The 13,573-nt window shown below is 72.8% G+C and carries 14 protein-coding genes; 11 read left to right on the top strand and 3 right to left on the bottom strand.

Annotated elements, in window-relative coordinates; translation table 11 throughout:
- Nucleotides 1-8: 8 nt before the first annotated feature.
- Complete coding sequence (locus OG764_RS35070) at nt 9-1,580, top strand: FG-GAP-like repeat-containing protein (protein WP_328972378.1); 1,572 nt, start codon at nt 9-11, stop codon at nt 1,578-1,580.
- A gap of 241 nt (nt 1,581-1,821) precedes the next feature.
- Nucleotides 1,822-3,381: an FG-GAP-like repeat-containing protein gene (locus OG764_RS35065; RefSeq protein ID WP_328972377.1), complete on the top strand. Its 1,560-nt coding sequence runs from the start codon at nt 1,822-1,824 to the stop codon at nt 3,379-3,381.
- Here the strand turns inward: OG764_RS35065 and OG764_RS35060 are convergent.
- Nucleotides 3,294-4,226 carry a helix-turn-helix transcriptional regulator gene (locus OG764_RS35060; RefSeq protein ID WP_328972376.1) on the bottom strand — a complete coding sequence of 311 codons (933 nt, stop codon included), beginning with the start codon at nt 4,224-4,226 and terminating at the stop codon, nt 3,294-3,296. The genes OG764_RS35065 and OG764_RS35060 overlap by 88 nt on opposite strands.
- 139 nt (nt 4,227-4,365) lie before the next feature.
- On the opposite strand from OG764_RS35060, the gene OG764_RS35055 reads away from it, so the two are divergent.
- The 5 genes from OG764_RS35055 (at nt 4,366) to OG764_RS35035 (ending at nt 8,906) form a co-directional block, all read left to right on the top strand.
- Entirely contained in the window at nt 4,366-5,193 is an 828-nt protein-coding gene (locus OG764_RS35055) for an NAD(P)H-dependent oxidoreductase (RefSeq protein WP_328972375.1), read from the top strand.
- 325 nt (nt 5,194-5,518) lie between these two features.
- Nucleotides 5,519-6,721 carry an acyl-CoA dehydrogenase gene (locus OG764_RS35050; RefSeq protein ID WP_328972374.1) on the top strand — a complete coding sequence of 401 codons (1,203 nt, stop codon included), beginning with the start codon at nt 5,519-5,521 and terminating at the stop codon, nt 6,719-6,721.
- A 34-nt stretch (nt 6,722-6,755) separates the two neighbouring features.
- Nucleotides 6,756-7,214: an RrF2 family transcriptional regulator gene (locus tag OG764_RS35045; protein ID WP_328972373.1), complete on the top strand. Its 459-nt coding sequence runs from the start codon at nt 6,756-6,758 to the stop codon at nt 7,212-7,214.
- 157 nt (nt 7,215-7,371) lie between these two features.
- Complete coding sequence (locus OG764_RS35040; RefSeq protein WP_328972372.1) at nt 7,372-7,473, top strand: putative leader peptide; 102 nt, start codon at nt 7,372-7,374, stop codon at nt 7,471-7,473.
- Nucleotides 7,474-7,796: 323 nt separating this feature from the next.
- On the top strand, nt 7,797-8,906 hold the full coding sequence (locus tag OG764_RS35035) for an aliphatic sulfonate ABC transporter substrate-binding protein (RefSeq protein ID WP_328972371.1): 1,110 nt from the start codon (nt 7,797-7,799) through the stop codon (nt 8,904-8,906).
- A 79-nt stretch (nt 8,907-8,985) separates the two neighbouring features.
- Here OG764_RS35035 and OG764_RS35030 read toward each other — a convergent pair whose 3' ends face one another.
- Nucleotides 8,986-10,356 carry an MFS transporter gene (locus tag OG764_RS35030; RefSeq protein WP_328972370.1) on the bottom strand — a complete coding sequence of 457 codons (1,371 nt, stop codon included), beginning with the start codon at nt 10,354-10,356 and terminating at the stop codon, nt 8,986-8,988.
- Nucleotides 10,353-11,024: an ArsR/SmtB family transcription factor gene (locus OG764_RS35025; protein WP_328972369.1), complete on the bottom strand. Its 672-nt coding sequence runs from the start codon at nt 11,022-11,024 to the stop codon at nt 10,353-10,355. Before OG764_RS35025 ends, OG764_RS35030 begins: the two co-directional genes overlap by 4 nt.
- A 112-nt stretch (nt 11,025-11,136) precedes the next feature.
- Here OG764_RS35025 and OG764_RS35020 point away from each other — a divergent pair, with 112 nt between their 5' ends.
- The 4 genes from OG764_RS35020 to OG764_RS35005 all read left to right on the top strand — a co-directional run bounded on the left by OG764_RS35020 (nt 11,137) and on the right by OG764_RS35005 (nt 13,561).
- On the top strand, nt 11,137-11,541 hold the full coding sequence (locus OG764_RS35020; RefSeq protein ID WP_328972368.1) for a J-domain-containing protein: 405 nt from the start codon (nt 11,137-11,139) through the stop codon (nt 11,539-11,541).
- 471 nt (nt 11,542-12,012) lie between these two features.
- Nucleotides 12,013-12,387: a hypothetical protein gene (locus OG764_RS35015; RefSeq protein ID WP_328972367.1), complete on the top strand. Its 375-nt coding sequence runs from the start codon at nt 12,013-12,015 to the stop codon at nt 12,385-12,387.
- 200 nt (nt 12,388-12,587) lie between these two features.
- Nucleotides 12,588-13,004, top strand: a complete 417-nt coding sequence (locus OG764_RS35010) for an ATP-binding protein (protein WP_328972366.1) — start codon at nt 12,588-12,590, stop codon at nt 13,002-13,004.
- 56 nt (nt 13,005-13,060) lie between these two features.
- Nucleotides 13,061-13,561, top strand: coding sequence for a hemerythrin domain-containing protein (locus OG764_RS35005; protein WP_328972365.1), 501 nt, complete (start codon nt 13,061-13,063; stop codon nt 13,559-13,561).
- Nucleotides 13,562-13,573 lie beyond the last annotated feature (12 nt).

Below are 13,573 nucleotides of genomic sequence, written 5' to 3'. Positions count from 1 at the left end.
GAAGAACCATGCTCGCACCCCGTCTGCGCCCGGCGCGGATGACCGTCCTGCTCTCCGCCACCGCGGTCGCCGCCGGCCTGATCTCCGCCGCCCCCGCCCTCGCCCTCACCGGCCCCGAAGCCCCGACCGACACGTACAAGTCGGTCGCCAAACTGACCATCGGCGACGAGGCCACCTCCCGCGCCTGCACCGGCACCCTGGTCGACGCCCGCTGGATCCTGACCGCCGCCAGTTGCTTCGCCAACACGCCCGGCACCACGGTCCCCGCCGGCAAGCCGGCGCTGAAGTCACTCGCCACGCTCTCCGACGGCAAGACCGTGGAGATCGTCGAACTCGCCCCGCGCAGCGACCGCGACCTCGTCATGGCCCGCCTCGCCACCCCCGCCTTCGCCATCACCGGCATCAAGCGCGCCACCACCGCACCCACGACCGGCACCGACCTCACCGCGGTCGGCTTCGGACGAACGAAGACCGAATGGGTCCCCGATAAGCTCCACACGGGCACCTTCGCGCTCAACGCCTCCGACGCCACCGCCCTCACCATCACCGGCAAGGGCGCCGACGTCCTCTGCAAGGGCGACACCGGCGGCCCGCTCTTCAACGCGGCCGGTGAACTCGTCGGCGTCAACAGCCGCTCCTGGCAGGGTGGTTGCCTCGGCACCGCCTCCACCGAAACCCGCACCGGCGCCCTCTCCGTCCGCACCGACGACCTCGCCGACTGGATCGGCCAGTTCACCTCGCGGCGTTCGGCAGCCGTGAACGAGGCCGGTGGCAGCGGCCGTATCCGCTGGGCCGACTGGGACGGCGACCGCAAGCCCGACTACATCAGCGTCGACGACAACGGCGCCGTGTCCGTCTGGCTGAACAAGGGCGGTGACGTGCCCGGCGGCAGCGGCTGGCAGGCGCTCGGACGCGTCGCGACCGGGATCACCACCGACCGCAGCCGGGTGCGCCTGGCCGACTTCGACGGCGACGGCAAGTTCGACTACATCGTGATCAACCCCAACGGCTCGGTGCACGTCTGGCTCAACCGCGGCGGCGACATCGGCGGCGGCTGGCAGGGCATCGGCGAGGTGGCCACCGGTGTCACCTCGGACGCCGGGAAGGTCCGCTTCGCCGACTGGGACGGCGACGGCCGCACCGACTACCTCGTCTTCAACGACGCCGGCGCCTTCGACGTCTACCTCAACCGTGGCGGCGACCCGGCCGGCAGCACCGGCTGGCAGGGCATCGGCCGGGGCGCCACCGGCGTCACCAGCGACCGCAGCCGTATCCGCTTCGCCGACAACGATGGCGACGGCAAGGCCGATTACCACGTCATCCACGCCGACGGCAAGGTCGACCTCTACCGCAACCGCGGCGGCGACGTCGGCGGCGGCTGGCAGGTCGCCGGCCGGATCGCGAGCGGTGTGACCACCGACCACACCAAGGTCCAGTTCGTCGACTTCACCGGCGACACCCACGCCGACTACATCCACATGGGGGCCGACAACAGCGCCACCGTGTACGCCTGGAACGGCGGCGACCCGTCCGGCCCCAACGGCTGGACCAACATCGGCAAGGTCGCCTACGGCGTCTGAGGACGGACGCCCCCACCCGCAGCCACCGCTCTCCTTCCGGCACGCCCGGCAGGCCGGCGGCAGCCGCGGGACCTGCCCGCCCGAGCCGACCACGGACCGGGCGGGCAGACTTGTGGGGACGCCGTGTCGGGCGGCCCCGCCGGGTGACCACCGTGCGGTCCGCGCTCCTGCCCGGTCGCCCCACGCCCGTCCCCCGATCAAGCCGGTAGCCCCGGCCCGCACGACGAAGGCCCCACCAGCAATGAAACGCACCACGTCGCTCAGCATCACTCTCGTCGCAGGGCTCTGCGCGATCGCACTCGGCGCCGCCCCGGCGGCCGCCGCACCCGAGCCGTCCCCGCCCCTGGTGAGGATCATGCCGCTCGGCGACTCGATCACCGCCGGCGCGAACAGCTCCGACGGAGCCGGATACCGCTCCCCGCTGTGGAGCCTGATGCGGAGCCAGGGCCGGTACTCCCCCGACTTCGTCGGCTCCGGCTCGTTCGGCGCCCTCACCGACCCGGACAACGAGGGCCACAGCGGATGGACCATCGGCCAGGTCCGCGCCAACATCGACCGCTGGCAGTCCGCGGCCGACCCCGACGTCGTCCTGCTGCACCTGGGCATCAACGACCTCAAGTTCCATGCCGCCGACCCCGCCGACGCCGCGCTGGGCCTGAGCGGCCTGGTCGACCGCATCCGGCAGAACCGGCCCGGCGTCACCGTCATCGTCCAGGGCCTGCTCCCCGACACCTCCGACGTCGGCCGGCAGGTCGCCGAGTTCAACCGTCTCATCAGTGCTCAGGAAGGCCCGCGACGTGCGGCCGGCGAGCGCTTCCACTACGTCGAACCGCCCCGGCTCGACGTGGCCACCGAACTGCCCGACGGCCTCCACCCCAACGACGCCGGCTACCGGAAGATGGCCGACGCCTACCACCGAGGCGTCGAACAGGCCGTCACGGACGGCTGGGCGAGCCGTGGCCCCGTACCCCGTGCCGGTACCGAAGCGGGCGGCACCGGGCCCCTGCGCTGGGCCGACTTCGACGGCGACGGCCGCACCGACCAGTTGGCGATCGCCGACAACGGTGAGGTACGGGCGCGCCTGAACCGCCCCGGCGGCTGGCAGGAGATCGGCCGGGTCGCCACCGGCGTCACGAGTGACCGCACCCGCGTGCGCCTGGCCGACTTCGACGGTGACGGCCGCGCGGACTACCTGTACATCGCTCCCGGCGGCGCGGTGACCGCCTACCTCAACCGCGGTGGCGACGTGACCGGACCGAACGGCTGGCACCGCATCGGCGAGGTCGCCTCGGGTACCACCGGCCGCCAGGAACAGGTCCGCTTCGCCGACTGGGACGGCGACGGCCGCACCGACTACGTCACCGTCGCCGACGGCGGAAGCGTCACGGTGTACCTCAACCGAGGCGGGGACCCCGCCGGCTCCGGCGGGTGGGCAGGCCTCGGGCAGGTCGCCACCGGCGTCACCACCGACCGTACGCGCGTGCGCCTGGCGGACCAGGACGCCGACGGCCGCGCCGACTACCACGCGATCGGCCCCGACGGCGCCGTCACCACCTACCTCAACCGCGGCGGCGACCGCCACGGCGGCTGGCAGCACGTCGGCCGCATCGCGACCGGCATCACCACCGACCACACCCGCGTCCACCTCGCCGACATCAACGGTGACCACCACGCCGACTACCTCCACACGGCCGCCAACGGCAGCACCTCCGCCTACCTCTTCAACGGCGGCGACCCCTCCGGCCCCGACGGATGGACTCCCCTCGGCACCATCGCGGCGTTCACGGGCTCCACGGGCTGATCCTCGGGCCGGCCGTTCGCCGTGGGTCGCCCTTCGGCGTCGGCCGCGCCCAGGCCCGCGAGGAGGCGCAGTCCGTCCTCGGCGGGGCTGCCGGGGGCGGCGGACAGCACCAGCAGTTCCATGCCCGACGCGTCCGGCAGCGCGAAGTTCTCCTGGTGCAGTTCCAGCAGTCCGACCAGCGGGTGCCGGTAGCCCTTGCGTCCGTGGGAGCGGGCGCGCACGTCCGCGCGGGCCCACAGCCGCCGGAAGCGCTCGCTGCCCATCGCCAACTCGCCGATGAGCGAGGCCAGTCGGCGGTCGTCGGGATATTTGCCGGCGGCCAGGCGCAGGTGCCCGACCACGTCGAGGGTGCAGTTCTCCCAGTCCGCGTAGAGGCCGCGCTCGGCCTCCTCCAGGAAGATGTGCCGGGCGGTGTTCAGGCCAGGCATCGGCCGGCCGTACAGGAGCCCGGCGAGGCGGTTCCCGGCGAGCACGTCGAGGCGGTGGTCCATGATCAGCGCGGGTGCGCCGACGACCAGGTCCAGGACCCGCAGCACCTCCGGCCGGACCCTCCCGCCCGGCGCCTTCGCACGGCGGCGGCGCTGCCGGGCGAGCCGGTGGAGGTGCCCGCGTTCGGTCTCGTCGAGGCCCAGGACGCCGGCGAGCGCGTCGAGGACCTGCTCGGAGGGCTGGGTCGCGCGACCCTGCTCCAGGCGTACGTAGTAGTCGACGCTGACTCCGGACAGGTGCGCGACCTCTTCGCGGCGCAGCCCTTCGACCCGGCGCCGGCTGTCGGCGGTGATGCCGACGGCGGCCGGATCGACCCGGGAGCGCCGGGTCCGCAGGAAGCCCGCAAGATCGTCCATGCCTGCCAGTATGGCCGCGCCGACGCCCGTGAAGGTGGCCCTGCCGGTACCAGGAAGTCCCGTCCGACGGAAACGGCGCCCCTGAACACCGGGCGCCGCGTCGCCCAGGATCGAAGGCATCCGATCCCGAGGAGTTCCCGTGAAGACGCTGATCGTCCACGCCCACCCCGAGCCGAAGTCGCTCAACAGCTCATTGAAGGACCTCGCCGTGTCCACGCTGGAGGCAGCCGGGCACGAGGTACGGGTGAGCGACCTGTACGCGATGAACTGGAAGGCGGTCGTGGACGCCGCGGACTACGGTCCCCACGCGTCGAGTCCGCTGAAGGTCGCGCTGGACTCGGGCCGGGCCTTCAGGGCCGGGACGCTCACCCCGGACGTCCTCGCCGAGCAGGAGAAGCTGCTGTGGGCCGACACGGTCGTCTTCCAGTTCCCGATGTGGTGGTACACGATGCCCGCGATCCTCAAGGGCTGGGTGGACCGGGTGTTCACCCACCGCTTCGCGTACGGCGTCGGCGAGCACAGCGCCACCAAGTACGGCGAGCGCTTCGGCGAAGGGACCCTCGCGGGCCGGAAGGCCCTGCTGTCGGTGACCGTCGGCGGCCCGGAGTCGCATTACGCCGCGCGCGGGATCAACGGCCCCATCGACGACCTGCTGTTCCCGATCCAGCACGGCATCCTCTACCACACGGGCATCGAGGCGCTGCCGCCGTTCGTGCTGCACGGCACCGACCGGATGACCGAAGAGGAGTACGCGGACGTCGCGAAGGCCTGGGAACAGCGGCTGCACACCCTGGAGTCGACCGAGCCGATCGCGTTCCGGCGGCAGAACTTCGGTGACTACGAGATCCCCTCGCTGCAGCTGAAGGAGGGCCTGGAGCCCGCGGGCCGCACGGGATTCGGCCTGCACGTGCGCGGGGACGAGGGCGCGGGCGGGCTCGCGAGCGGGGTCGCGGACACCCGCGGCTGACCCCCGGCGAGCGGGCAGTCGGGCTCGGGTGTCGGTGCCTCAGCAGGCCTCTGATCTGCGGTATCTCTCTATTCAAGACGGATCTGTCCACGATCCGGCCGCACTCTTGCTGAGGCGTCAACCTTCGGAGAGTATTCCTATCAATCCGATAGGAAAGGTGGGGTTCTTGCGGTCGCGCGCCGCGCGCCGCCTTCTCCCGGCAACCGCCCGAGGCCACCCAACAACGTTCCGGAGTAGCCCACATGACCACCGGCATCCCGTCTGACCGCGCCCGCCGGCCGGCTCCCGAGCCGCACCGCGGCGCCCGGGCCTGTCGGTGACGCCCGTGCCGACCACCCCGAGCACGGCCGGTGCGCGTTCCGCCGGCCGGCGCCGCGCGCTCCTGCGTACCGCCCGTGACGTGGCGGACGACCTCGCCGCGGACGCCATCGCCCGCGACCAGGCGGGCCGGCCTCCGACCGACGAGCGGGCCCGGCTGCGCGAGGCCGGCCTGCTGGCGTCCCTCACTCCGCCGGGTCCGGACCGCGGGGCCGACTGGCGTACCGGATGCGCCGTCATACGGGAGGTCGCCGCGGCGGACAGTTCCGTCGGCGCCGTACTCGCCCGCCACTACGTCCACGCGTGGAGCGGCCGGTTCTACGCGAGTCACCACCACGCGACCGCGCTCGAGGAGGCGTCGGTGGACGAGCAGTGGCTGTGGACCGGGGCGATCCGCACCCCTGCGGCCGACGGCGGCATCGACGGACCGGACCTCACGCTGCGGCCGCGGACCGCCGGCCACGTGCTGGACGGGCGCCGCTCCGTGGACACGGCGGTGGCCGTCGCCGACCAGATCGTGGTGGACGCCGTCTGCGTCGTGACCGGTGACGTCCTGGTCGTACGCATCCCGCTCGGCGCGCGGGGCGTGAGCGTCGAGCCCGCCCGCGACCGCCTCGGGCAGCGCGTCGCCGGCGCCGGCGAGGTCGTCCTCGACCGGGTGGCCGTCGCGCCGGGACAGGTGCTGGGCCGCCGGCCGGACGACGACGAGTCGACCGCGCCCTTCACCGCGCTCGCCGAGCCCGCGCTGCGGCTCGCGCTGTGCCACGTCGCCCTCGGCATCGCCGAGGGCGCCCTCACCGAAGCGCGCGACCTCAGCAGGGGCGGCCACGCGCACCGGCTGCCCGGCGAGGACCCGGACCTCTTCCTGACGTACGGGGAACTCGCCTCGGCCGCACACACGGCCACGGCCGTCGTCGACCGGGCGACGGACGTGATGGCGCAGGCCCTCGACACCGGTGCGCACCTGGATCCGGAGGAGCCCGCGGCCGTCGCCGCGCTGGTCGCCACGGCCGAGACGGTGACGTCGAAGGCCGCCCTGCACATCACCACCCGGGTGCTGGAACTCGCCGACGCACCCGGCCTGGACCGCTTCTGGCGCAACGCGCGCGTCCTCACGGCCCACCGGCCGGCCGCGCACCGCCTGCGCTCCATCGGCGAGCACTACCTCAACGGCTCCCAGCGCACGGTGGGAGCCGCCGCCTTCCACTGACGCGGGGGCCGGATCCGTACGGGATAATGTGCACATGCGGATCTCAGCCAGGGCGGACTACGCGGTACGGGCCGCACTGCAGCTCGCCGCGTCACAGGACGACGGCCCGCTCAAGGCCGAGGCCATCGCCGACGCCCAGGACATCCCGCACAAGTTCCTCGAGGGCATCCTCAACGACATGCGGCGGGGCGGTCTGGTGCTCAGCCAGCGCGGCGGCAACGGCGGCTACCGGCTGGCCAAGCCCGCCCGGTCCATCAGCATCGCCGATGTGATCCGGGTCGTGGACGGGCCCCTCGTGTCGGTCCGCGGGGTCAGGCCTCCGGACCTGTCGTACACCGGCCCCGCGCAGTCGCTCCTCCCCCTGTGGATCGCACTGCGGTCCAACGTGCGCGAGATCCTCGAAGGTGTGACGCTCGCCGACGTCGCGTCGCACGAGCTGCCGGCCGGCGTGTCCGCGCTGACCCGCGTTCCCGACGCCTGGACCAATCCCTGAGCCCGGTCGACTCACTTCGATCCACCCTCTGACCTGCATGTTCTCATCTGGCGAGATACTTTCGTCCGGCATGTGGGCAACCCCTTGGGGTGTGCGGCACCGTCTGCCAATATGCCTACCAACCAGGTAGGAAAACTAGGAATCCGGGGAGGTGGCCGTGCGAACACTGCGTCTTGCGGGCCGCCTGCTGCCCGCGTTCACCAGCCGCCGGCACATCGACCTGCTCCGTACGTCCAGCGCCATCTGTCGGCCTGCCTGACCCCGTCCGCAAGGCCTGATCCCGTCCTCGGGGTCCGGCTCCGCGCGGCGCACCTCCGTACGCCCGTCACCCTGCGCTCCGCAGGCGGGCGAACCCCTCGGCCGCGACCTCCCCGCCCCGCGCGCTCGTGAGCGCGGTGCGCGCCGGACGGCAGCGCCCGACACCCCCTCCCGCGGTATCCGCGACACCGTTGCGCCTCCCGACCTGTGACGACAGGTCACCCACCGGCGGCCGGGAGCGGGTGCCGTGCGCGCCGACCGCCCCGCCACGCCCCGTTCGACTCCGCACCACCCCCGACAGCCCTTCCGTGAAAGGACACTTCCATGTCTGCCGCAAGACCGGTCACCCTCCTGCGCGCCCTCGCCGTCACCGCCGCGCTGCCCCTCCTGCTGACGGCCTGCGGCTACGGCTCGGACGCGAAGAAGGACGACGACAAGACCAACGTCGCGGCCACCGGCGGCAAGAAGCTCTCCGCCGACTCGGTGCGGATCGGCTACTTCCCGAACCTCACCCACGCCACCGCACTGGTCGGCATCAAGGAAGGCCTGATCCAGAAGGAACTCGGCGCCACCACCATCAAGGCCCAGACCTTCAACGCCGGCCCCTCCGAGATCGAGGCGCTCAACGGCGGCTCTCTGGACATCGGGTTCATCGGCCCCTCGCCCTCCATCAACGCCTACGTCAAGTCCAAGGGCAGCAACCTGCGGATCGTCTCCGGCGCCGCCTCCGGCGGCGTCAAGCTCGTCGTGAACCCCGACAAGATCAAAACCCTCGACGACCTCAAGGGCAAGAAGATCGCCACCCCCCAGAAGGGGAACACCCAGGACGTCGCCTTCCTCAACTGGATCGGCGAGAAGGGCTGGACGGTCGACCCCGAAAGCGGCAAGGGCGACGTCTCCGTCGTCCGCACCGACAACAAGGTCACCCCCGACGCCTACAAGTCCGGCTCCATCGACGGCGCCTGGGTCCCCGAACCCACCGCCTCCAAGCTCGTCGCCGAAGGCGCCAAGGTCCTCCTCGACGAAACCAGCCTGTGGCCCGACAAGAAGTTCGTCATCACGAACGTCATCGTGTCCCAGACCTTCCTCAAGGACCACCCCGACGTCGTCGAAGCCGTCCTGACCGGCACCGTGAAGACCAACGCCTGGATCACCGCCAACCCCGACCAGGCCAAGGCCGCCGCCAACGCCGCCCTCAAGGAACTCAGCGGCAAGGCACTCAAGCCCGAGGTCATCGACCCCGCCTGGAAGAGCATCCAGGTCACCGACGACCCCCTCGCCGCCACCCTCAAGACCCAGTCCGCATGGGCCGTCAAGGCCGGACTCATCAAGGAACCCGAACTCGCCGGGATCTACGACCTCACCCTCCTCAACAAGGTCCTCAAGGCCGCCGGCAAGCCCGCCGTCCCCGACGCCGGCCTCGGCGCCAAGTAACCCCGCGGTTCCGGACAGGCCGTCCCCCACCACCGTCCGTGGTGCGGGACGGCCTGTCCGTCATGCGGTCAGAGGGTGGTCACCCGGGTGAGGTACCGGTGGCTGCCTCGGGCACGCGCGGCCGCGCGGCCGGGTCCTCGGCCGTGGCCGCGTCCTCGGCCGCGATGGGGGCCGTGGGCCCGCTGCGGCGGGCCCACAGGAGTGCTCCCGCCAGCAGGGCGGCGCCTCCCAGGAGCCAGGGCAGTGGGCCCGACGGGAGGACGCCGACGGTCAACCCGGTGAGGGCGCCCACCAGTTGCAGGGCGAGGGACTGGACGGACAGTGCGGTGGCACGGCCCGCAGCGGCGACCCGGCGGTGCAGGATGTCGTTCTCGTTCGGTCCTGCCGCGCCGAGCCCCAGGTAGACCAGGCCGTAGCCCGCAGCCGCGAGGACCACGGCGACCGCTCCGGTGGACGCCGTGGTGGCGCAGAGCAGGAGCAGGCCGCACGCGGCGGCGCCGAGGCTCACCATCACCGCGCGCTCGCCGCCGCCCGCGAGCCGGGCGGTCAGCGGTGCGAAGTGGCTGCCCAGACCCGCACAGACGAATCCGGCGCAGGCGAGTGCGGCGAAGAGCACCGCCCCGGACTCCGACGCGCCCGTGAGGGCCGCGGCGCGGCCCGGGGTGAGCAGTTCGATCGTGGCCAGGGCACTGCCCGCGGCCGCGGCGCTGAGGAACACCCGGCGGACCAGCACGTCGCGGCCGCCCAGGCGCAGCCCGCCGGCGACGGCGGCGGGGACGCCTCGCAGTACCGTGCGCAGCGTGGCCGCCGGCCGGGGAGGTTCGGGCAGGGCGGTCAGGACGTACAGCACGAAGGCGACTTCGACCGCCGCGCCGAGCAGCAGCGGGACGGAGAGGGGCAGCACCAGCCCGGAGGTGGCTTCGCTCAGCCGGGCGCCGAGGTCGGGGCCGCGCCCGAGCAGCCAGGGCAGGGCGCCGCCGAGCAGGGTGCCGGCGGCGAGCGCGGCGGAGGTCGCCGAGGAGCCCCGGGCCAGGCCGGTACGCAGGTCGGCGTCGGGGCCGGAGTGCGCGTGGACGGTGTCGACGTACCAGGCTTCGGCGGGGCCGCTGGACAGGGCGCGGCCCGCACCCATCAGGGCCATGCCCAGGCCGAGCAGCCAGGGGGCGGTGCCCAGACCCTGGAGGGTCAGGGCGGCCATGTTCAGGAGGCCGGCCGCGGCCAGGACGACACGGCGTCCCAGCACGTCGGAGAGGCCTCCGGTGGGCAGTTCGAGTGCCGCCGCGGTGAGGGAGTGCGCGGCGAAGAAGCCGGCGATGGCTGCCAGGGTCATGCCGCGTTCGGTGAAGAGCAGGATCGCGGGGGCGATGGTGAGGCCCAGCGGGAACCAGAAGAGCGCGCAGACCGTGACGTAGCGGCGGCGTGCGGCGGATATGCCCGGCGCCTTGGTCACGACGCGTCCTCGCTGTCCGGCCGCGCGGGGGCGGCAGCTTGCCGCTGTGCTCCGGATTCGGCGGCTTCCTGCTCCGCTCCGGGGGTGCGCGGCGCCAGCGGCAGCCCGGCGGCGAGGAGGACGACCTGTGCGGCGCGCGGGTCGCCGGCATCGCGGGCGGTCAGTTCGTCCAGCTTGCCGTTCAGCGCGTCCCAGAGTTCGGTGAGCGACTCGGGGGTCAGGCGGGGCATCAGGTCGCTGATCCCGGCCGGCTCCACCCACTCCGGTCCCAGCCGTCCGTCGGCCATGTCGGCCTCGTGCCGGACGAGAGAAGCCCCCAGGTGCTCGATCTGGGCCCGGCGCGAGACGCTGAGCCAGGTGCGGCTGACCGGAGAGGCTTCCATGGCCCCGTTGCTCCAGGAGGTCACGGCGTGGACCGCCTGCCAGCGGCGCTCGCGCCCGTCACGGTGCTCGGCCTCGGCGATGAACGCGTGCTTGGCCAGGACCCGCAGGTGATAGCTGGTGGATGCGGACGACTCCCCGGTGGCGACCGCGAGTTCGCTGGCGGTGGCCGGGCCGTCCTGCCGCAGGATGCCGAGCAGCCGGATGCGCAGCGGGTGCGCGAGCGCCTTCAGGGCTGCCGCGTCCTGCTCGGGATCGAGTACGCGTCGTTGTTCTTCGCTGACCATGTTCAGGAGGGTAGAGCGGCGGCGCCACTTTCCAAAAGTATTTTTGCAGAATTTCTTTTGGAATCTGCCGCGCGGGGGTTTCGTACGCTGGGCGGTTTCGTACGCTGGAGGCATGACCGAACGCAAACCGCCCGGAGTCAGCTTCGAGTCGTTCGTGGACCGGCAGATCCGCGAGGCCGCCGAGCGCGGCGAGTTCTCCCGGCTGTCCGGTTTCGGCAAGCCGCTCGCGGACGATGCCGCGCCGTACGACGAGCTGTGGTGGATCAGGCAGAAGATGCACCGCGAGGGAGTCTCGGTGCTGCCACCGGCCCTGGCCCTGCGCAAGGCGGCCGAGGACGCGGCGGAGGCCGCCCGTACGGCCGTCTCCGAGTCGCAGCTCCGCCGCATCCTGGGCGAGATCAACACCAGGATCGCCGAGGCCCTGGCCCGCCCGCCGGCCGGACCCCCGCTGAACCTGACGCCGTTCGACGTGGACGCGGCGGCCGCGGAGTGGCGGGCGGCGCATCCGGACCGGTAACGCCCCGCGCCGGAGCCGGCATCGCTTCTGCTGTCCTCATCTACCCTGAGGCGCGTTCGATTTGACCACGCATCAGGGACCAGGGGGAGTCAGACCGGCATGCGCGGCGAGAACGGTGGAGAAGCGGGCGGCGGACCGCGCCGGGCCGGAGTCGCATGACGTGCGACCGGACGGCGATCCCTCACATGGACCCCGGCTCCCGCGCCACTGCCGCCCGGTCGCCGTCATGCCGGGCGTCTTCCCCCGCCGGCCTCCGGCATGCGCGCGTCCCGCGCGCGGTCGGCGCGCGGTCGGCGCGCGGTCGGCGCGCGGGCCGGCGAGCCCCGCCATCGCCCTGCCTGCCGGTTCCGGCCGCCGGGCGGCAGACGGCAGACGGCAGACGGCGATTGCGGTGCACCGGCCCGGGTAGCCGCCCGGTAGGCGCGGGGAGGACGCCAGGAGAGAAGGCAGGACGGGAGAGGGAGCGGTGAGATGGACGGGCCCGAGCTCTCGCGGCAGGAGCGACGGATCCTCCACGAGATAGAAGAGGAACTGCGTACCGACCGGCTCCTGGACCACCGGCTGCGCACGCTGCGCCGCGGCCTGCGCCCCTGGACGGACGCCGGGGAAGGGCGCGCGCCGCACGGTCTGGGCCTGTGGGCCGCGTTCTTCGGCCTCGCCAGCACGGCACTGTGCGCGCGGGCGGCGGCCACCTCGTCCCCGGCGCTGATCTGGGCCTTCGCCGCCGCCTGGTTCCTCACCCTGGTCTGCCTGCTCCTCCTCGTGATCCGCTGGTGCCGCAGGGCGGCGGCCGCCGCGAACCGCCGGAGGTCCGACGGCGGGGGCCGCGGCCCCACGGTCGCCTGAGGGGCGCCCCCGTCGCGTCCGGTCGCCCGGTGTGCGGTGTCGGCGCCGCGCGGACTTCGTCGAGGCGCACCGTGAGTGAGCGGTGGGGGACAGGGCAGGTGCCAGATGTCAGGGGTCGAGCCTCGAACAGCCCCCGGTCCCCGACCGGCCCCGACCCGCCCCGACCGGCTCGACCCTCGAACGCGAGCTGCGGGAGTCCCATGCCTGTCCGATCGACACTGCATCTGGTGCTGGACGGCCGGCGCGCGGCCGCCGAGGCCCGGCACGCGGCCCTGGGCTTCCTCACGGCGCCCGAGCAGGGCCGGCCGGCACTCGAGCCGTTCGCGGTGGACTCCGCCCTGCTGGTGATCAGCGAACTCGTCACCAACGCCGTGCGCCACACGCCCGGCCCGTGTGCGCTGGACCTGCGGCTGCGGCCCGACGGCGTCGACATCGACGTCACGGACCCGAGCAGCGCGGAGCCGAAGCCCCGACAGCCCGGCCGTCAGGGCGAGGGCGGGTGGGGCTGGCACCTGGTCAACCGCCTCGGGACCGACATACGGATCCGCCACCACGGCGTGGGGTACGGCAAGACCGTCCACGTCCGCGTCCCCTCGTGCGGAGCGCACTCCGCATGAAAGGCCCGCACAGGGGCAGCCGACCCGTGAGTTCCCCGATCAAGGAGGCGAATGGAATGGCAGGTGCGGCGAAGGACGAGGACGTCGTGGCGGTGATCCTCAAGGACCATCGCACGATGGAGGACCTGTTCCGACGGATGCGGAGCGTCGAGGCCGACCGGGCAGGGGCACTGGAGAAGTTCTCGGCCCTGCTCATCGCACACGGCGAGGCGGAGGAATCCCAGGTATACGGCGCGCTCAAACGATTCCGGAACGTCGACAACGAGGAAGTGGAGCACGGCACGGAGGAACACGCCGAGGGCAACAAGGCGCTGCTGGCTCTGCTGGAGGTGGACGAGGTCGGCTCCGAGACGTGGGACTCGCGGCTGGAGGACCTGGCCAAGGCGGTCTCGCACCACCTCGACGAGGAGGAGCGCACGATCCTCAACGACGCCCGGGAGAACGTCCCCGACGAGCGGCGGGCGGAACTGGGCGCCGCGTTCCTGCGGGAACGCGAGAAGCACCTGTCGTCCGACTGCGGCCGGATCGAGAACGTACGCAGGATCGTCGGCGAGTGACGCGAGTGACGC

The organism is Streptomyces sp. NBC_00239 (genome assembly GCF_036194065.1).
Taxonomy (GTDB): domain Bacteria; phylum Actinomycetota; class Actinomycetes; order Streptomycetales; family Streptomycetaceae; genus Streptomyces.
Note: the sequence above shows the minus strand (reverse complement) of the source record. Positions and strands in the feature narration are given on the sequence as shown.